This window comes from Anaeromusa sp. (genome assembly GCF_028691475.1).
Lineage (GTDB): Bacteria > Bacillota > Negativicutes > Anaeromusales > Anaeromusaceae > Anaeromusa.
Genome location: NZ_JAQUZF010000024.1, coordinates 1 through 19,323 on the forward strand (window position 1 = coordinate 1; position 19,323 = coordinate 19,323).

At 48.6% G+C, this 19,323-nt stretch carries 19 protein-coding genes; 9 read left to right on the forward strand and 10 right to left on the reverse strand.

Translation table 11 applies throughout. The features are described from left to right. The coding region (locus PHF27_RS05265) for an acyltransferase family protein (protein ID WP_300067040.1) at positions 1–718 on the reverse strand (718 nt) is incomplete at its 3' end. 131 nt (positions 719–849) lie between these two features. Between PHF27_RS05265 and PHF27_RS05270 the strand changes: the two genes are divergently transcribed. Continuing rightward, positions 850–1,761 (forward strand): AEC family transporter, encoded by a 912-nt coding sequence (locus PHF27_RS05270; protein ID WP_300067043.1) that lies wholly within the window; start codon positions 850–852, stop codon positions 1,759–1,761. Positions 1,762–1,801: 40 nt separating this feature from the next. On the opposite strand, the gene pepF is transcribed toward PHF27_RS05270, so the two are convergent. Beyond that, positions 1,802–3,670, reverse strand: coding sequence for an oligoendopeptidase F (gene pepF / locus PHF27_RS05275; protein WP_300067046.1), 1,869 nt, complete (start codon positions 3,668–3,670; stop codon positions 1,802–1,804). Between the two features lie 86 nt (positions 3,671–3,756). Then, complete coding sequence (locus PHF27_RS05280) at positions 3,757–5,007, reverse strand: amino acid permease (protein WP_300067049.1); 1,251 nt, start codon at positions 5,005–5,007, stop codon at positions 3,757–3,759. Between the two features lie 123 nt (positions 5,008–5,130). Here PHF27_RS05280 and PHF27_RS05285 point away from each other — a divergent pair, with 123 nt between their 5' ends. After that, positions 5,131–6,018, forward strand: a complete 888-nt coding sequence (locus tag PHF27_RS05285) for a LysR family transcriptional regulator (protein ID WP_300067052.1) — start codon at positions 5,131–5,133, stop codon at positions 6,016–6,018. Between the two features lie 82 nt (positions 6,019–6,100). Here the strand turns inward: PHF27_RS05285 and PHF27_RS05290 are convergent, their stop codons facing one another. Beyond that, positions 6,101–6,445: a hypothetical protein gene (locus PHF27_RS05290; protein WP_300067055.1), complete on the reverse strand. Its 345-nt coding sequence runs from the start codon at positions 6,443–6,445 to the stop codon at positions 6,101–6,103. Positions 6,446–6,662: 217 nt separating this feature from the next. Here PHF27_RS05290 and PHF27_RS05295 point away from each other — a divergent pair, with 217 nt between their 5' ends. The 4 genes from PHF27_RS05295 to PHF27_RS05310 all read left to right on the forward strand — a co-directional run bounded on the left by PHF27_RS05295 (position 6,663) and on the right by PHF27_RS05310 (position 10,897). Beyond that, entirely contained in the window at positions 6,663–8,543 is a 1,881-nt protein-coding gene (locus tag PHF27_RS05295) for a hypothetical protein (RefSeq protein WP_300067057.1), read from the forward strand. Between the two features lie 211 nt (positions 8,544–8,754). Then, positions 8,755–9,687 carry an arginase gene (gene rocF, locus PHF27_RS05300; protein ID WP_300067059.1) on the forward strand — a complete coding sequence of 311 codons (933 nt, stop codon included), beginning with the start codon at positions 8,755–8,757 and terminating at the stop codon, positions 9,685–9,687. Between the two features lie 116 nt (positions 9,688–9,803). Further along, positions 9,804–10,400: a cupin domain-containing protein gene (locus PHF27_RS05305; RefSeq protein WP_300067061.1), complete on the forward strand. Its 597-nt coding sequence runs from the start codon at positions 9,804–9,806 to the stop codon at positions 10,398–10,400. 32 nt (positions 10,401–10,432) lie between these two features. Continuing rightward, positions 10,433–10,897, forward strand: coding sequence for a pyridoxamine 5'-phosphate oxidase family protein (locus PHF27_RS05310; RefSeq protein ID WP_300067063.1), 465 nt, complete (start codon positions 10,433–10,435; stop codon positions 10,895–10,897). A 39-nt stretch (positions 10,898–10,936) separates the two neighbouring features. Here PHF27_RS05310 and PHF27_RS05315 read toward each other — a convergent pair whose 3' ends face one another. Continuing rightward, positions 10,937–11,347 carry a CBS domain-containing protein gene (locus PHF27_RS05315; RefSeq protein ID WP_300067065.1) on the reverse strand — a complete coding sequence of 137 codons (411 nt, stop codon included), beginning with the start codon at positions 11,345–11,347 and terminating at the stop codon, positions 10,937–10,939. 126 nt (positions 11,348–11,473) lie between these two features. After that, positions 11,474–12,259, reverse strand: a complete 786-nt coding sequence (locus tag PHF27_RS05320) for a hypothetical protein (protein ID WP_300067067.1) — start codon at positions 12,257–12,259, stop codon at positions 11,474–11,476. A gap of 256 nt (positions 12,260–12,515) precedes the next feature. Between PHF27_RS05320 and PHF27_RS05325 the strand changes: the two genes are divergently transcribed. Continuing rightward, positions 12,516–13,064, forward strand: coding sequence for an NADH peroxidase (locus tag PHF27_RS05325; RefSeq protein WP_300067068.1), 549 nt, complete (start codon positions 12,516–12,518; stop codon positions 13,062–13,064). A gap of 182 nt (positions 13,065–13,246) precedes the next feature. Here the strand turns inward: PHF27_RS05325 and PHF27_RS05330 are convergent, their stop codons facing one another. Beyond that, positions 13,247–14,650 carry an amino acid permease gene (locus tag PHF27_RS05330; protein ID WP_300067071.1) on the reverse strand — a complete coding sequence of 468 codons (1,404 nt, stop codon included), beginning with the start codon at positions 14,648–14,650 and terminating at the stop codon, positions 13,247–13,249. 422 nt (positions 14,651–15,072) lie between these two features. On the opposite strand from PHF27_RS05330, the gene msrA reads away from it, so the two are divergent. After that, positions 15,073–15,588, forward strand: coding sequence for a peptide-methionine (S)-S-oxide reductase MsrA (gene msrA / locus PHF27_RS05335; RefSeq protein ID WP_300067073.1), 516 nt, complete (start codon positions 15,073–15,075; stop codon positions 15,586–15,588). A 122-nt stretch (positions 15,589–15,710) separates the two neighbouring features. On the opposite strand, the gene PHF27_RS05340 is transcribed toward msrA, so the two are convergent. Further along, on the reverse strand, positions 15,711–16,013 hold the full coding sequence (locus PHF27_RS05340; RefSeq protein ID WP_300067075.1) for an STAS domain-containing protein: 303 nt from the start codon (positions 16,011–16,013) through the stop codon (positions 15,711–15,713). Positions 16,014–16,240: 227 nt separating this feature from the next. Then, complete coding sequence (locus PHF27_RS05345) at positions 16,241–16,969, reverse strand: hypothetical protein (RefSeq protein ID WP_300067077.1); 729 nt, start codon at positions 16,967–16,969, stop codon at positions 16,241–16,243. A 177-nt stretch (positions 16,970–17,146) separates the two neighbouring features. Between PHF27_RS05345 and PHF27_RS05350 the strand changes: the two genes are divergently transcribed. After that, positions 17,147–18,580, forward strand: a complete 1,434-nt coding sequence (locus PHF27_RS05350; RefSeq protein ID WP_300067079.1) for a sodium:solute symporter family protein — start codon at positions 17,147–17,149, stop codon at positions 18,578–18,580. Between the two features lie 121 nt (positions 18,581–18,701). Here PHF27_RS05350 and PHF27_RS05355 read toward each other — a convergent pair whose 3' ends face one another. Beyond that, positions 18,702–19,163 (reverse strand): hypothetical protein, encoded by a 462-nt coding sequence (locus PHF27_RS05355; RefSeq protein WP_300067081.1) that lies wholly within the window; start codon positions 19,161–19,163, stop codon positions 18,702–18,704. Positions 19,164–19,323 lie beyond the last annotated feature (160 nt).

Here is a 19,323-nt window from a genome sequence, read left to right on the forward strand (position 1 = left end):
GAGCAAACCAAGAATGGCGCCACCCATGAAGACCCAGCAGGAAGTAAAGAAAACAAATACCTAGGCGGGCTGGCTGGAAAGAAACTATATATAATTTGCTAAACCAGGTGTCGGCGGGCAGGAATAGAGTGGGCGTGAAAAAGGCTGCGCTACACAAAAGAGTGAAACAACAAAAAAAAGAGGCTGACGGAGGGACTGGAGTCGCCGCCTTTTGCAGCCAATTTGGCCGTAATGCTTGCAGAAGGCCTACAAAAAAGTAAAAGTAGAGCAAGAGTCCTAGAAACCAAAAATGAGCATGATTAAAAACCTGCGGCGTAAAAAATAGGTTTTGCCAAAAGTAAAGATACGGCGGCGGCGTGTCGGACCGGCTAAACCAGATCATATAGGTAATGGCTGGCGCCAACACGAGGACGCCTCCAACCCAGGGCAGGGCGATGCGGTACAATTTGTCCCGGAAGAAGGAACCGATGCCTTTGCGCTGCAGCACGGGCAGCGTAAAATAGCCTGCAATCCAGAACATAACCGGCATAATAAAAACATCTACCGTAACGATGAACGGAATAAAGGCGGCGCTTGTTTGACTGTCAACGACGTACCACCAGGCGAGAGGCGGAGCCATGTAACCCAGGGCGATATGAAAAACAATGACCAAGAGAATGACGGCGGCGCGCAGATTATCCAAGAAATATAAGCGCCTGGAGGCATTGGCATGGGGCATGCATTTCACAACCTTTCAAAAAAATAATTGCTTTCGTAAAATTTTCGGCTATATTGACGAACACGCGTGCATTTGATAGCATGAGTAAATGATGTGTAACGATTTCGTAAAAAGAAAAAGAGGCGAGAATCATGGGCGAAGTTTTGGTGAAGGCAGCCGCGTTTGTCTTCATTATTTTTTTAGGATATGCGCTAAAACGCATCGGATTTTTTACGGCGACCGACTATCGGCTGATTTCAAAGATTGTACTCAATATTACGCTGCCGGCGGCAGTAATTACCGCCTTTGCCAATTTTGACATGGACGCTTCTTTGTTGATTTTGGCGTTGCTTGGCTTGGGCTGCAACCTGATTATGGTTGGCTTAGGTTTTTTAGCTGGCGCGCGCAGCAACGGGGAAACTAAAGTTTTTTATATGCTGAATGCGTCCGGTTATAATATCGGCTGTTTTGCGATGCCCTTTGCGCAAGGATTTTTGGGGCCTTTTGGGGTAGTGGCTACCTGCATGTTTGATTCCGGAAATTCAATTATGTGTACAGGCGGGACCTACGCTGCCGCCGCCGGGGTGGCGGGAACTGGCGGAAAAAGCCAGCTGACGGGACTGGCGAAAAAGCTTTTGTCTTCCGTGCCTTTTGATATTTATATGTTGATGCTGTTGTGTTCTTGGGTTGGTTTCCGTTTTCCTGCAGAGGTATTGAATCTTTGCTCGGTTATTGCCGGCGCCAACAGTTTCTTGGCAATGCTGATGATTGGCATGATGCTGGAACTGGAGGCGCGCCATGTGCAGCAGCTGAGCCTTGTTTTATTGCTTCGTTACGCTGTTTCTGCTGTATTTGCCTGGCTTTTTTATTATTATACTTCTTTTTCCTTGGAGATTCGGCAAGTGCTGGTGTTGCTTGTTTTTGCGCCGATTCCCGCGATTGCGCCATTGTTTACGGAAAAATGCCAAGGGAATGGCATCTTGGCCAGCTTGACGAATTCGGTTTCTATTATGATTAGCATTGTAATTATGACGGTTTTGCTGGTAATGATGAATTTGCGGTGAAAGTGAAAAGAGGACGGGCCTTTTAGGCCTGTCCCCTTTTTTAGTTTAGGCGTTCTAACTCGTCAAGCAGACGGGAGAATTTTTGCAGTGTAATTTCCAGAGGCAAGGGAGTCGTCATATCAACGCCGGCTTGGCGCAATAATTGCAAAGGATCGTCGGAAGAACCGCTTTTTAAAAACTGCAAATATTTTTGACGGGCCGGCTCGCCGCCTGTGAGAATTTGCTCGCTTAAAGCCGTCGCCGCTGCGTAGCCGGTGGCGTACTGATATACATAGAAGTTGCGATAAAAGTGGGGAATCCTGGACCAACCGACATCGCTTACTTTATCAAGTACAGCGTCAGGCCCCCAATACTGCACATTCAAGTCGTGCCAGATGGCGTCAAAATCGTCGGCGGTAAGAGCGTCGCCCTTGGCAGTGCGTTCATGAACTATTTTTTCAAATTCTGCAAATTGAGTCTGACGGTAAACGCTGCCTAAAATGGTGTCCAGATACTGTTCGAGCAGATGCTTGCGCACGGCTGTATCCTGCGTATGCTTCAGCATGTACTCGACAAGCAGAATCTCATTGGTTTGAGAAGCTACTTCGGCGCAGAACAGAGAGTAGTCGGAGGTTGTGAAGGGCTGGTTGGCATAACTGTAATAGGTATGCATCGAGTGGCCTAGCTCGTGGGCCAGCGTAGATACGCTGTCATACGTGCCTTCGTAGTTTAGAAGCACAAAGGGATGGGTGCCGTAGGCGCCCCACGAGTAGGCCCCGGACTGTTTGCCCTGGTTTTCATATACATCGACCCAGCCGGAGCTAAGACCTTGTTTTAGTACGGTGTTGTACTCCGAGCCTAATGGCTCTAGCGCAGTCTGTACGAGCTGGCAGGCTTCTTCGTAGGTGTAAGGCGACTGTGCTTTTTGCGTCGTCACTGGCGCAGACGCGTCATAGAGATGGAATTCGTCAAGGCCCAAGGCTGTTTTTTTGAAAGATGCATAGCGGTGTAACGGGCCCAGATTTTGCTTGACTGTAGTGATGACATTGTCATAGACGGCAACTGGAATATTGTCGTTATCTAAAGACGCCGCCAAGGTAGAGGGGTATTTCCGGGCGGAGGCGAAAAAATGGCTGCTTTTGATATTGCCGTTCAAGGTAGAAGCAAGGGTGTTGCGATATTGTGCATAGGTTTGATAGAGGGTTAGGTATGCATTTTGCCGTAACTGCCGGTCATCAAAAGACATGTAGGCCCGGTACTTTCCTTCACTCAGGGGCAGCGTGTTTCCCTGACTGTCGGTGATGGCTGGAAAATGCAGATCGGCGTTGGTCAGCATGTCAAAGGTATTTTCCGGCGACTGAGCAATTTCGGACACCTGAGAAAGAAGAGACTCTTCGGCTGGGGTAAGAATATGCTGACGCTGGCGTAAAAGATTCTGCAGATAGCGAGAATACTCCTTAAGTGCCGGTTCTTGCCGCAGGAAGGCGGGAATCGTTTTAGGGGAAAGCGCCAGTAATTCCGGTTCGATAAAAGAGGCGGACGCCATATACGCGCTGCCCAGAGAAGCCGCCTTGTCTGTAAGCGCCTGATAAGCGGCGTTAGCTGTGTTTTCATCGCGGTGCATTTTGGCGTAGCTGTACAGGCGGCCCAGGGTGATGCTCATTTGATCTCGCTGTTTTAGACATTGCAGCAGTAGTTGTGGCGAGGCGCCAAGTTTGCCTTGGTATGTCGCAAGTTGGGGCAGCTGGCTTTTGAGCTTGTCATAGTCCTGCTGCCATTGGGCGTCGCTGGCGTAAATGTCCTGCAAATGCCACTGATATTGAGGGGCTATGTCTTGTCGAGCGGGAACTTTGTCGGCAGCCCAAAGCGTAGCAGGAGCGGTTAAAAACAGAATGGCCGCCAGAAAGGCGGTGAAACAATACTTTTTCATCGTGTCATCTTCCTTTGCGCAGTAGTGTGAGCATAACTTGCTTATATGTAGGATACATTCTGGAAATGGTGGCGAAATCCTTTCCTTTAAATGTAAAAAAGCCTGTATGCAACCCAGGCCCCTAAGGCTAACCCCAGGGGGTAGAGCATAAACCAGCCTGAAAACAAGAAGACAAGTCCGGACAAGGAGGCGCTGAGCAGGGCGAGAACTTTTCCGGTTCGGTTGGGAAGAACCCGGCAAGATGCAATCATGCCCAATGTATAAACGGCCAAGAAATTAGCGCAAGGAAATTGAATCAAGGTTTGCAACTGCAATTCCAGAAGATAGCTGACTCCAAGAACGAAACCTAAAACAGGAAGAAATGACAGTAAGGCGTAATGCGGTGTCTGAAAGCGAGGATGAAGGCGAGAAAAAACAGGCGGTAAGGCGCCGTCGCGGGCTTGGGCGTAAACCAGCCGGGAGAAACCGGCGATGAACGTATGGACAGGACAGTAACAAGCGACTAGACCCAGAAAAGAAACCAGCAGACTCGCCTGTTCGCCCCAACCGTAAGCTGCCAACGTGATCATGGCGGTAAGCGGCGTAGCGGATTGGTAAGCCAACGTTCCAATGGTGACGAAGGCAATGAGTAAATATAAAACATTAATGACCAAAGCGGCAAGACCCAGGCTTAAAGGGATGTCCTTGCGGGGGCGGCGAAATTCTTCCGCCAAATGGCCGATCATTTCCCAGCCAATGAAGGCGAAAAAGAGCAAGGACATAGTCTGTCCTACAGGCAGCCAGCCGTGCGGCAAGAAGGGGGAAAAAGCTGCAGGCTGAACTTGGGGCAAGGAGGCTGTAATCGCTAAAAGCAGAATACCGAGAATGGAGGAGACGACAAGGACTTGTACGCGGCCGGATAGATCAATACCTCGGTAGTTTAGGGCTACCGCCAGAAGCAGCATAACCGCCGCCACGCCATAAATGGCCGCCGAGGACCAGCCCAGCACGTCGCCTAGATAATGGGCGCCGATTAAGGCGGTAACAGGCATGCCAAAGGGCATAGCCCCTAAAATCCACAGGCCGACGATACGGCTGGTGTTTTCTCCCAAGCCTTGGCGGACATAGGTGGCGATGCCGCCGGAATCAGGATAGCGTGAAGACATCATGCTGATGACGGCCACCATGGGCAAAGAGAGCAGGCCCATGAAGAGCCAGCTGAGTAAAGACGCTGGTCCCGCTATGGAGGCGGCCAGAGAGGGGAGTACTAAAATGCCGGCGCCCAGAACGGCTCCGGTAGTTAAGGAGGCCCCTTGGAGCCAAGTGATGCTTTTTTTGAGCTGAACGGCTTCTTTCATCGCGGCGTTGTTTCTCCTCTGCAAATGTAGTAAAAGCTTTAAAAAATCGTATCATGAAAAAATAGATTTGATAAGACGATAATATAGTGTAAAATAATCGGAAAAACCGATGGATGTGATGAGATGCAGAGCAAGTATCTGGAAACCTTTTTAGCAGTGGCGCGAACGTTGAACTTTGGGCAGGCGGCGCGGGAATTGAACTACTCCCAATCTACTGTTTCCGAACATGTTCGGTTGGTGGAACTAGAACTGGGAGTTCGGCTGTTCGAGCGTTTGGGGCGAAAAATATTTTTGACGTCTCAAGGAGAGAGTCTGGTGGGCCTGGGGGCCAGGCTGCTGCAGGCGGAAGACGAAGTGCGGCAAGCTTTTTGCGGCAAGGAAACGCTGGAAGGAATGATTCGCCTGGGCGCTTCCGAGTCGTTATGCGCATTTTGGCTGCCGCCGCTATTAAAGGAATACCGAGCTCTGTATCCGCAGGTGCAGCTGTATCTGAAAGTAGGTCATTGCAGCGATTTTGGACAATGGCTGCAGCAAAATCTGGTTGATGTGGCTTTTGGATTTCAAGACGAAGCCGGCCAGCCGCAGCTGCGACAAGAAACCTTGTTTCAAGGCAAGACCGTATTAGTAGCGGAGCCGCAGCATCCTTTGGCGAAGTTGCAAGTAGTAGAGACGCAGCAATTAGCCGGGCAAACTTTTATTTTTTCCGAAGGTCACAGCGGCTATCCGGCGGAGATGAAAGAGCTGCTGGCGCAAGCCAAGGCGCCTGTAGCAACGTTCTGGGAATTTGAAAGATTGGAAGCCATTAAACAGTGTGTAAAGAACGGCTTAGGCCTGTCATTGCTGCCGGAAATTGTCGTGGCCGAAGAACTGGAGCGGGGAACATTGGTACGACTGCCATGGGATAGCAGCAGCATTTCGGTAGTGGCGCAAATGGTGCTGCATCGCGAAAAGTGGCTGTCGCCTCCCTTGGCGGCTTTAGAAAAACTGGTCAAGGGCTCTTTGAATCCGTAAAAACTTATAAATTCTGGGATAGGAAAAAAAGCGCCTCTGAAGAGGCGCTTTACTAGTCAGGCTGGAAGATAAAGAAAAATTTTTAGATGGCGGCTTCGGGCTTGAGCGTTACAAAAAGCTGCTTGCGCAGTTGGCAGCGCTTCCAATTATCGCTGAACCCATTGTCATATACTACCCGCACATCCCAATAAGCAGCGGGTTCATTACGGTGAAACGGAAGAGTCGCCTGATCCGTGATTCCTAATATAGTTTGTTCAAGCAAGTTGTCTTGCCAGTCGTTTGTATTGGAGGGAGCAATGTATAATGCGCAAATAGTGTGGCCTGTATTGTTGATGATAATGAATTCTTGAGGGCTGGCTAAGGCGTTTTCCGGATTATAGAGGATTGCAACAAGAGACAGGACACAGATGAAAAGAAGATGCTTCATGAAAGAGCCTCCTTGTCTAAAACGCTATGAACATAGCATACCATGTTTTAACTTAGCTGGATAGAAAAGAAAGAGAAAGTTGTTAATTTTCAAGCGAGTTCAAAAAAATATCGCAAAAAAAATGAAAAACATGTAAAAAGTTTCACAATGCGTACGATATTATAAATAAGGAGCTTTACAAGTTATGTGAAGCAAAAAAATATAGGAGCTGAGGTTGGTGAGAATTGATTCTAGTACCGTAGAGTTTAGCAGCAGTCATTTTTTAGGCACGAAAGAAAGAGAAAGCCTATACGCTTCCAGTACCGCAGCAGCTACAACCTTGGAGCAAGAGAGCAGTCACACGGAAATTCAGACGGATCGGGCTTACGAGGTGCAATTGAGCGAAGAAGCTTTGCAAACAGCTGCAGCGGCTGGCAAAGATGCGGCGGCGGTGAACAAAGGAGTTGATTTTTCTAAGCTTTCCCAAGAAGAGCGGAATGAGCTGAAAAATGTAACTGCTTTTATGGGCGTGGACAGCGATGTAATTTCGGAAGAAGTTGCGGCTGAAAGTCACACCAGGCTTGTGATTGATCAAAACAGCAGCAGCGCTACGATCGGAAAACCGCCGCAAAGCGGCGGCAACTGGCGGCCAGTCGGCGTTATTACAGAAGCGTCGCAGCAGGTGACGGTGGGACAAGGCGCGGTTGTTGCGAGGCAAAGCCAAGGTGGTGAGACGGTGACGCGTCAGGAGAACGCCCAACTACAAGGAACCAGTACGGCAGTAGGAGAATCAACGGTGTTTGTGGCGACGACTAATGCCAATGGAGCGGCAACAGGGCTGCGGATTGGAGAGGTGGAAACTAGGACGCGTACCGTGAGTGAAGCGGAATATACAGCGTGGTCAGCGCAGGGGCTGGTTACTACAAAAGACGGCAGGACGCTGCAAATCGATCAGACCTCGTTGATGCTGCGCACGGCGGAAATGGTTCAGACGCAAAGTACGGCCACCTTGGAGGACCCCTTGGTCATTCAGTATGGTAAAAGTTCTGCGGGAGTAGGACTGACCGAAGAAAAATACGTCTTTGATTTGGATGCGGATGGCCAAAAAGACAGCATGTCCTTTGTCAAACCCGGCGCCGGCTTTTTGGCGCTAGATCAGAATGGAGACGGTAAAATCAATGACGGCAGCGAGCTTTTTGGCGCTAAAAGCGGCGACGCTTTTGGGGATTTGGCTAAATTCGATGCGGACGGCAATGGCTGGCTTGATGAAAATGACGATGTTTACGGCAAACTGCGTATTTGGGCTAAAGACGATCAAGGAAAGGATCAATTACTGTCTTTGCAGGAAGCGGATGTAGGCGCTATTTATTTGGGCAGCGTCGCTACGGAATTTTCCCTAAAGGATAGCCGCAATGAGCTGCAGGGACAGGTGCGGCAGAGTGGTTTATTCTTGCGAGATTCAGGCGAAGTCGGTACCGTACAGCGTCTTGATTTGGCGACTAGCGAGATAAAAGAGCAGGCAGCTTTGCCTGCTTCGACAGGGCAGGACGGCATTTATACAAGCAAGCAGTCCCAAGTGAATTATGAAGGGGAAACGGCGCGCATCAGCGTGCAGCAAACAGAGAATGGCCTTGCAATTACGAATAACAATGCGCCTCGTCTTGTGCCGGTAACAATGCAGTCTTTGGCGGAGGTTAAACTGGATGTAGGCAGGACGGCTGTCAGCAGCTCGTTTTCAGTAGCTAATGGGTCTGCAGCGGCGGCTGGCGTGCAAGAAGCGGCGGTTGCCTTCGCGTCGCAGGATAGCAGCGCGCAGGTGACAACGGCCGAGTCGATTGTGTCCAAAGACGCGTCCAAGGTGTATGTAGTCTCTGCCGCCGAAAACGATACGAAAAGCTTTTCCGTATGGTTGGAAGGCAAAGAAGTAGGGCGAATATCACCTTTAATGGATATTTTGAAACAGCTTATCGAGAAGGAAGAACAAGAGCGGGCCAAAGAAAAAGAGGCATCTACCGACGGAAAAGCAGCTCCCGTAGGAAAACGCTACTATCTTTCCGGACGGCATCTGCAGGTGGCCTGGGAACATCGGACGCTATCCCTGCTGGATTACAAATTTTAACTAAACATGTCACAAAGAACCAGTGTTTTTAATTAAACACTGGTTCTTTTATTAATAGTAGTGAATAAAATTTCTTTTCTGTGTATTCAGGCAGGATATTTACTGTAAATCAAGAAGTCAAAGAAGAACCAAAGAAAGTCAATAAAGTAATAGTGTAAAGGAAAATTCAGTTTGTCGAAGTGTATGAAGGCAAAGGAAGGCAGAAAGCAGCATGCGTTTACAGGGGAAAAGTAAAAAAGGAATTACGGTGTTGGGGATACCTACTTGGCTGGGGCAGGAGATGTTTGGAACGCAACTAGGGCCGGACGCGATGCGTGCAGCCGGTTTGTTGCGAATGCTGCGTTCTACGGGGCTGGATGTCATTGATGCCGGAAATCTGAATCTCAAGAACCAAGCCATCAGTTCCTGCGCTACAGGCAGCGTGTGCAATCTCCGGGCGGTTCGCGATAGTTTGGAGTTGGTAGCGATCAAGGTTTCGGAAATTGTCTGCAGTGGACGTATTCCCTTAGTTTTGGGCGGAGATCACAGTGTGGCTATTGGCTCTCTTGCAGGTATTGCTAGGCATTATCGCTCGTTAGGATTGCTTTGGTATGATGCGCATGGAGACAGCAACACGCCGGAAACATCGCCAAGCGGTTATATACAAGGCATGCCGGTGGCTGCTAGTTTGGGCGCAGGGCACCCGGAACTTATTGCTGTAGGCGGTTATAAGCATAAAATTCGGCCGGAACACGTGGTGCTGGTTGGAGTTCGCGATTTAGACGCAGGGGAAAAAAAGTTTTTGCGAGAAAAGAAGATAAAAATTTATACTTCTGAAGATATGTATCGCAGCGGCAGTGCGGCGGTTATGGAGGAAGCAGTGGCCTATCTATCTTCCCGGTGCGATGGCATTCACTTAAGCTGCGATTTGGATGTTCTTGACCCAAGGGAAGCCAGCGGCGTGGGTACGCCGGTGGCGGGAGGCGTGCCGTTGGCGCAGCATTTGGAAGCGATGCGGTGTTTGGCGTCCCATAAAGTGGTTACTTCGGCCGAGTTTGTGGAGCTCAATCCGCTGCTGGATAAAGACGGCAGAACCATTGAGGCGGCTATTGCCATGATTCGAGCTTTTTTAGGAGAACGCGCACTGGAAGCTTGCCAGGCCTAAAAAATTACTTTTTGCTACGAGCAAATAAAAACCTGCTTCTTTCGGACTCCGAAAGAAGCAGGTTTTTATTCGTTAGCCACGAAATTTATCAAATAAATGATACTTGATAGGGAGGCATGGCATTGCGAAGAGCAGGACTAATACTGCTGCTGGTGTGCTGCAGTTGCTATTTTGGCACCGCAGCGGCGGCAGAAGTAAAAGAGAAGCGGACAGCAGACGAGTATATTGCAGCATTACAACTAGTTGGACATGTGGAAGGGGGTTATTTTAAAGAACTGTACAAGAATCAACGCAAAGCGGGAGCTGCGATCCTGCCGGATGTTTATGCAGGCGAGCGGCCCTTGGCATCTACGATCTATTACCTTTTGAAGTCTGGCGGCGTTTCGCAGTTTCATCAGCTTTTGTCCGATGAAATTTGGTTTTATCATGATGGCTCTCCCTTAGTTTTGCACATGATCAGTCCGGAGGGAACGCTGACCAGCGTGCGCTTGGGACTGGATGTGAAGCGAGGAGAACAGCCGCAGGTTTTGGTGCCGGCGCAAACGATTTTTGGGGCGGAGGTCGCGGAAAAAGGCTCCTTCGGTTTGGTCAGCTGCATGGTGTCGCCGGGCTTTGATTACCGAGATTTTCGCCTTTGTTCTTATGAAGAATTAATGCGGCAATATCCGGATTATTCAGGCGTTATTGAACGTTTGAACGGAAAAAGACAGTAATGTAGAAAGCAATTTTGTGAGGAGGATGTCTGATGGCTAGAGAAATGCGGAGAAAAGACCGGCAGTTGGCAGAGACGGACATAAAGGAGCTTTTGCATAAAGCCGCCTATGGCGTACTGTCGCTGGTGGATGCAAACAACCAAGCGTATGGAGTGCCGTTAAGTTTTGTTTATTTTCGGGACGCCTTGTATTTTCACAGCGCTACCGAGGGGCTGAAGCTTGATTTGGTGCGACAGAATTCGCGCGCAGCTTTTTGCATAGTAGGAGATACAGCGGTGTTGCCGGAACAATTTACGACGAATTATGAGAGCGTTATTGCCCTAGGGAAAGCGATCGAAGTGACGGACGAGGAGAAAAAAGCAGCCTTAGAAGCGTTTGTTGAAAAATATGCAAGCGCTTTTAAAGAAAAAGGACTAGATTATATCGAAAAAGCGGGCTCCGCGACAACGGTGGTTAAGCTTTGTATAGAGCAGTGCACCGGCAAGGCGAGGCGATGAGTTAACAGGCTCTAAAGACGGTTGCTCCACCAAAGCCGGTTAGAGAGAAGCCTTGGGCTGGCGGGCGAAATACTCAATGATTTCTCGGCGGCGAATAATGCCGCAAAAGACATCGTTATCATCGATTACAGGAATAAAGTTTTGCATAATGGCTAAGGAAAGCAGATTTTCCATTTCTTCGTTGATATGAATGGGCGTGTTTACCATGCGGCGGGGAATGTCTTTGAGCCAGATGCGTTCCGTGTCGGCAAAAGTGAGGGACGGAGTGTTTTTCATCTTCCAAAGCAAATCGCCTTCAGTCAGCGTACCGGCGTATTTACCATCTTCATCCACAAGCGGAATGGCTGTATAGTGGTGAAACTCCATCTTTTCCAGTGCTTGGCGCATCGTGCTGTGAAAGGGTAAATGCACCGTGTCTTTTTTTGCAATAAGAAAAAAAGCGATATTCATAGCGCTTTGCCTCCATAGTAGTAAGGAACCGCTGTTTTAAAAGCAGCGGTTCCTTGTTTCTTCCTTTTTGATTATAGAGCGTTTTTTGTTGGAATAGGTATAAAAAAATAGTAAAAATTACGCTCGCTATTCTGGAGATTGATAGCGCTTCTGGAATATAGAAGGATTGAGATGCTGGTGGAGTCGTTTGCGCAAGGAGGCAATTACAAACACCGCAGGAATGACTCGTTTCCAGTTCGTATCACCCATGTCTAAGCCAAGCCAGAAAAACGAAGCGGTCCAGCCGAGGGGACCAAAAAGAGCGGCAATTGCTCGTTCTAGAAGAGAGCCGGCCATAGGCAGATCCGGGAAGCCAAAGCGTCGGGCTAAAACTAAAATCAGTTCGCTGGCTGCTACATATTGTGGGAGTCCTGCCATGCGCCCGGCGAGTAGTGCGGCCAGCAAGGCCGGGCCGCGCAGGGTTTTGAAACGGCTGGCTACGCAAGAAGGGCAGTTGCCCGCAATAAGGTATTTTTGTACGCCCGAATCCACGGAATCTTCAATAGCATGCCAGGCGTGGATGCCGCCTTCTTTGATAATCTGCGCCTTGAGACGGCTCAATACCTCGAGTACGATGAATTCTTCTATTTGCGCTACCGTAGCTGTTTGCAGCGGGACTTTCGCGCTCAATTTCAATACTGCCGCCGTTTTACGTACGATCTCTTCATAATCCGGCTCATAGTTATTGCGAAAAAGATTAAGTGCGCTATTGCCATAAGCGTGGCGGATTTCGCGGTTAAGAATTTCGCGTTTTTCTTGTTTGGAAGCTTGGTTGATATTGGTGAGCTCGAAGATGCTGCCCAAAGTTTCCCAATCTTCCCAGGTTAAATTTGGGTCGCCTAAAATAATATCAAGCTGATCTCCCTTAGCCATAAAGTACCTCCTTTTCCCGTGCAGGCAGCCCCTTGTAAAAGCGGTGTTCTTTATAGAATAGGATTTGCAACATAGTTTATACATGAAGCTGGCAATTTCCTTCTTTTTGGGAATAATTTGAAAATAATCCGAGCTTAGCTGAAAAAACAGTTGTAATGGAGAAAAATAAAAAGACTCTTGTCAAATAGAAAATATAGTGATAATATAGTTAATGTCAACAGATAATTATTATTTAAAATAAAAGGAGGAACTAAAAATGAAAAAGTTTGTTTGCACCATCTGTGGGTATGTTCACGAGGGAGATGCGGCTCCAGAAATTTGTCCGACCTGTAAGGCGCCGGCGGCTAAATTTATCGAGAAGGTAGAAGGCGCTATGAACTGGGCTGACGAGCATCGTATTGGCGTAGCTGCTGGCGTAGATCCGGAAATTATTGAAGGCCTGAAAATGAATTTTGCAGGCGAATGCACCGAAGTGGGCATGTACTTAGCCATGAGCCGTCAGGCGGATCGGGAAGGTTTCCCGGAAGTGGCCGAAGCCTATAAGCGGATTGCTTTTGAAGAAGCGGAGCATGCTGCTAAATTTGCGGAACTGCTGGGCGAAGTGGTTTTCCCATCGACGAAGAAAAACCTGGAGCTTCGTGTCGAAGCGGAATACGGCGCTTGCGAAGGCAAGCTAGGTATTGCGAAAAAAGCCAAAGCTCTTGGATTGGATGCCATTCATGATACGGTTCATGAAATGTGCAAAGATGAAGCCCGCCATGGTGCGGCTTTCAAAGGGCTGCTGGAGCGCTATTTCAGCAAGTAAGCTCTTGGGCAGATACGAAAAAAGCCACTGACTTCAAGTCAGTGGCTTTTTCGTATCTGCCAGAATTTATAAAACGGACCGCGAAATACGAGGGAAATTCGAACGGGGTTTCAGGATTATGTGGTATAAACGGCGGCATAACTGTATCTGAGTTGCGTTTCCTAACCGCGCAGCGGTTCCTGTTATGCAGCTTGGTTCTTCTCTTGGTTGCGGGGATGAAGCAGGCTTTTGCGGTAGCCATATGCGAAATAGACGACAAGACCAATGGCGCTCCAAATGCCGTAGCGGAACCAGGTATCGCCGGGTAGGCTGTACATAAGGTACCCGCAGGAAAGAATAGCGCCCAAAGAAACAAAGGTGACTGCGGGACAACGGAAAGGCCGGTGAATATCTGGCTTTGTGCGGCGTAGGACCAAGACGCCTACGGCGGTAATGACAAAGGCAAATAAGGTGCCGATATTAGTCAATTCGGCAATGACGCTGATGGGCGTCAAGCCGGATACAATGGCGACGACAATGCCGGATAGAATGGTAATAATATGAGGCGTTTGGTATTTTGGATGGATTTTGCAAATGCTTGCAGGCAGCATGCCGTCGCGGGACATCGCGTAAAATACGCGGGTCTGGCCGTACATAATGACTAAAAGTACTGTTGTGATACCGGCAATCGCGCCGGTTCCTACTAAAGCGGAGCCCATATTGTAGCCGATGGAGCGAAGGGCGAAAGCAACCGGTTCGCCGGTGTTGAGTTCGGTATAGGGTACGACGCCGGTTAGAACAGCTGCTACCGCTACATACAAAATAGCGCAAACAATTAAGGAACCGATGATCCCAATGGGCAAGTCGCGGTTAGGATTTTTGCATTCTTCCGCAGCGGTGGACACAATGTCAAAGCCGATGTAGGCTAAAAAGATAGTAGCCGCGCCGGTAACAACGCCTGAGATGCCAAAGGGCATGAAGGGCGTCCAGTTGGCGGGATCAACTTTAGGGCCGGCAAGAAAGAGAAAGATGAAGACTGCCAGCAGCTTGACTGCGACCAAAATGCGATTGAGGGTGGTGCTTTCCTTGGTGCCGCGCACAAGCAAAAGGCTCAAAAAAAGAGAGATGATAACCGCCGGCAGATTAATGATGCCGCCGTCGGCAGGGACGGCGGTCAAGGCTTGAGGCACGCTAAAGCCGGCTGATTTAAACAAGCCGGTGGCATAAGCCGACCAGCCTGCCGCTACCGCGCTGGCGCCCAGCGAGTATTCTAAAATGAGACTCCAGCCGACCATCCAGGCGACAATTTCGCCCAGCACCGCATAGGAGTACGTGTAGGAGCTGCCGGAGATGGGAACAATAGAGGCTAGCTCTGCATAGGCTAACGCGGCGAAGGCGCAGGCAACGGCTGAAATAACCAAGGACAGGACAATGGCGGGACCGGCGTAGTTGGCGGCTACAACGCCGGTAAATACGAAGATGCCGGTGCCCATAATCACGCCGACACCTAACAAAATAAGATCGAAAGCGCCCAAGGTCTTTTTGAGCTTCTTTTCCTTGGCGCCCTCTCGAAAGGCTTCAATGCTTTTTGTGCGAAAAATATCCATACCAATCTCCTTTTCGTTCTTTTGAGAGTGACCATGTACTAGAAAACAAAACATTATGCCTAGATAGTCTTTTTCAAAGACACAGACAAGTTACAATGTAACATTTGCATACAAGAAAGTAAAGAGAGAAAGTGCGCATTGAAGGTAGAAAATTTTAGGAAATGACTATTTTTCTTACATGGCATATTGAAAGACTCAAAAAGAGGATAAATGTATTTCAGGGGTGGAGCTGAAAAGAAGGATACCTGAAAATACAAAGGCTAACCATGATCAATGAATTGAAAAAAAGAAGTGCTCCATGCGCTTGCAAAGCAGGCAAGAAGCGCTTGGATGGAGAAAGGAAAGGCAAATGAATTTGTTCTTTAGAATTGCGGCTTGTCAATTGCTTGGAACTTGATCTTTGTGCAAGGAGGGGATGGAGGATGGACACGCAGCGTGCAACTGGCGTAAAGGAAATTTATTTGGCTGGAGGCTGTTTTTGGGGGACGGAAAAATACTTGTCCTTGATCAAGGGCGTAGTCGAAACAGAAGTCGGCTATGCTAACGGACCAACAGCGCAGCCCAGTTATGAGGAGGTGTGCAGCGGCAGCGGTCATGCCGAAGCCGTCCGCGTTGTTTATCAGGCAGACGAAGTATCTTTGAACAAAATTTTAGAGCTTTTTTATGAGGTGATCGATCCCGTTTCGGTCAATCGTCAAGGCTTTGACGTAGGAGTACAGTACCGAAGCGGTGTTTACTATGTGCAGGAAGAGGACCGGAAGCTTATTTTGCAATCGCTGCAAACGTTGCAGCGGCGCTATAAGAAGCCTCTCGCGATTGAAGCGGAACCGCTGCGCAACTTCTATCCGGCGGAAGACTACCACCAAAAGTATTTAGATAAAAATCCTCACGGGTATTGCCATATTGGGGAAGAAGAATTTCAAAAGGTGAAACAATAGCCGCCAAGTCGGTGCTATGCAAGGCGGAGTGAAAAAGAGGACGGCAGCCAGCTTAATAACAAGTTGGCTGCAGTCCTCTTTTTCAACGTAAAGGTGTGAACGATATGTCCTTTGTTTCAATGCTAGCGGATGCTAAGCAATGTATCTAAACGAGTGCGTTTGAAAATCTCTTGGACCATCCCATGAGCGCCGAGGAGTGTTAAGCCGCCATGGAGCTGTTCGGCGCATTTGTGAAGCATAACGAAAAGACTTAAGCCGGAGCTGTCTATATAGGTAACTCCAGCGAGATTGACCGTCAACCATTTGGAACCTTTTTCAAGGGCTTGTACAAGATCGCAACGGAGCTCCTCGATATCCTGGAGGTATAGTTTGCCGGTTAAATAGATCGTTGCTTGTGAGTTGGCTTCTACAATCTGATATTGCATGTGCTAGGACTCCCTTCTAATGCTGCTTTTTCTATGCAATGTCTTTATTCTACTCCTAAAGTGTGTCGGATTTGTGACATCAAGATTACATGCTTGTAATCTTGAAGCTGCCAAGGAAGAGAGCCGAACTATAAAGGAAAGCAGTTTGCGGGAGCTAAAATGAATGCTTAAAAAAACACCGGAAGATCTGCGCGCGGTTGCGGCACTTCTTCCGGTGTTGGCGTAATTTATTCGTTTATTTCAGGCGGCGGAGGAGGCGGCAGTATGGTCTGCGGCTGTTTAAGCTCCTCTAACGCTAAGAAGAGAACCGTTTCCCCGACGTACCAAAATGCCGTAGTGAGGATTTGGACAACGGCCAGCAAGAGAGATGTTACAGAGCCGCTTGCCGGATGCGAAGCGGCAAAAGGCAAGCTTAAAATGAACTGTGGCAAGGAAATGCAAATGCCGGCAATAACAACGCTCCACCAATGACCACGGACTAGGTTAATGCTGTAATGAATGGCTTCACCATGCGCTTTTTCCCGTAAGACGACAGCTTGAAGGGAAAAAGAATAGCGTACTGATTTGATGATCCCTGGGATAAAAAGCAGCAAGAACCAACCGAAAAGGCGCAGCAGACAAAGAAGGCCGGTGGTGATGGCTAAGGGCAAGCGAGCCGAAGCTCTTTCGAAAATATGCACCAAGGAAATCTTGCGGTCAGCTACGACGTCATCGATAAGAATGATAATACTCATATAGGACAACATACTGATTAGGGCGCTTGCTAAAATGAGAAGAAAAGGAGGGCTCTCCAAGGCTGTTTCCGGCATGGTGTGGACAAGATAGATTCCCGGCAAGGCGCCTAGGCCGGCAAGAAGTACAATAGGCGAAAAATGCTCGCGCAGTAATTTCCAGGATGCTTTGAGAAGCTCCATATACTGCAAGGAGGGAGAAGCGCAGATGACTTTCAGATTCATAACAGGCCTCCTGTGTTACGTCTTTAAAAATGAAAATTCGAGAGAGGCGGAGAAAACCCTTTATTTGTCTATTCCTTCAATCCTCGCTTTGCAAATGCTATAATAGAAGAAATTCAATAAAAGGTTTGCTGATATGCAGCAAATTTTTTTTGCGCAAATTGTTGAAGGAGGCGCCTCATGAACGGGTATGTTTGGGTTATTGCGCTATATTCGCTTTTGTTGATTGCCATTGGTTTTTTTATGACCAAAAGAGTCAAAGGTTCGGCGGATTTTTTTGTTGGGGGGCGGAATTTTGGGACGCTGCTTCTTTTTATCACCTTGATTGCTCCCAATATCGGCGCAGGTTCTACCGTTGGCGTCGCCGGGCTAGGGTATAAGCTCGGTATTTCCGCGATGTGGTGGATTGTAGCTTCGGCGTTGGGCACGTTTGTTTTAGCCTTTTGGGTGGGGCCGGCCATTTGGCGTCTGGCCAAAGAACATCAATTTTATACCCTTGGGGATTATCTGGAGTTTCGGTATCATCGGAATTTTCGCGGCTTGATTTCCTTGCTGATGGCAGTGGGGACCATTGCTATTTTTGCAGGGCAGCTGATGGGCATAGCCTGGATTTTATCGGTTGTCGCCGACGTGAGCAAGACGACAGGCATTTTGATTGGCGCCGCAGTGGTTGTGCTGTATTTTGGCGCTGGGGGCTTGGTTTCGGCGGCGTATGTCAATGCGTTAGAAGCAACGGTAAAACTGGTTGGTTTTTTTGTTGCCGTGCCTTTAGTTATGAATTTTGTCGGCGGTTGGAATGGTCTGGAAACGCAAGTGGCGCAAAGGCTGGGCGACCCGGAGCTGCTTGCGGCGTATTTTAGTTTAGATGGCGCAGGGTTGACTACGATTTTGGGCTTTTTTCTGATGTTGACGCCGTCTTTTTTTATCTCGCCAGGACTGATTGGCAAGATCTACGGAGCCAGAGATGAAAGCACGGTTCGGAAAAGTACGGCCCTTTGCGGTTTGGTGATGCTGGCTTTTGCCCTGATTCCTGCCGTTTTGGGCATGGCGGCTTCGGTAGTGGCGCCGGGCCTTGTGGAACGCGATTTGGCTTTGCCTATTGTGATGAAGGAATGTATGCCCTTTTGGGCGTCTGCCTTGGCGTTAGCGGCGATTTTTTCAGCAGAAGTAAGCGCGGCGGATGCGGTGCTGTATATGATTACTTCTTCCTTTACCAAAGATTTGTATAAGACGTTCATCAATCCGGACATCGCAGATGAGGAGCTGTTGCGGCACAGTCGTTTTGTAACGCTGGCGGCGGGAGCGGTGGGGGTGGGCTTGGCGATTTTGCTGCCCAATGTCATTTCGGCATTGTCTATTTTTTATTCGCTCATGTCGGTGTCTTTGACGGCACCGCTGTTGTTTGGCTTGTTTTCGCGGCGGCCCAGTACGTTGGCGGCCTTTTTATCCGCTGGCATTGGTATTGTTTCTACAGTGGCTTTGCAATTCGGCAATGCCGGCAAAGGGATTTGGATTTTGAACGCCCAATCGACTGGGATTTTATTGACCTTGGTTGTTATGGCGGCGACTATGTATGCGGCGCCGGCTAAAGAAAGCAAAAAACAGGAGAATTAGCTTGTGCCATGGGCAGTCAAAAGTGCGTAGCGTTCTAGAGCGGTAAAGCGTACGGCGTCTTTGGAACATAATCAAAAAGGGGCTGTGAAGAAACTAAGTTTCAACACAGTCCCTTTTTGAGTTAGTCGGCAATATGGACCTTACTGGCAAATTGTTCCCATTCCTGACGAGCAAGTTGAAACTGTCTTTCTTTTTCGGAAAGAGCAGTCTTAGTGATTTTGCCGCTTTGGAAGCGTTCTTGAGCCAATTCATATTCCAAACGCTGAATGTCGCAATTTTGCTTGCGCAGAGCGCCTTCTACGGTTTGCGTCCAGTTGTGGAAGCCAAGATTTTGCATTTCCCAGCCTAAATTACCGATTTGCTGTTGGTCTTCTGCAGAAAGTTGACCGGCGGTAAGCTTCGTCAGCTTTTTGAAGCTGCCTAAATATTGCTGAATATAGTCCATGCCTGTGAGAGCATTGGAGAATTCAAAGCGTTGCGCTTTTTCTGGCGAATCGGTCTGCGGGCTGGCGAAGCCAAGCTGGGGCAGCGCTAATGTTAAGCAGAGGGTGGCAGCTAAGGCGGCCATTTTTGTCTTTTTCATAGGTTGGAGCTCCTTCCATTTTACCTGAGTAGGGATATTGTCCTTTTCGTTATATTCTGTAGGAATAGAACTAAGTCCTTGTTATTGTGAAATATTTACAAATGTTCATTTTGAAAACTACCATTGGAAAACCAAGAATGACTAGTTGGTTAAGCAGGGT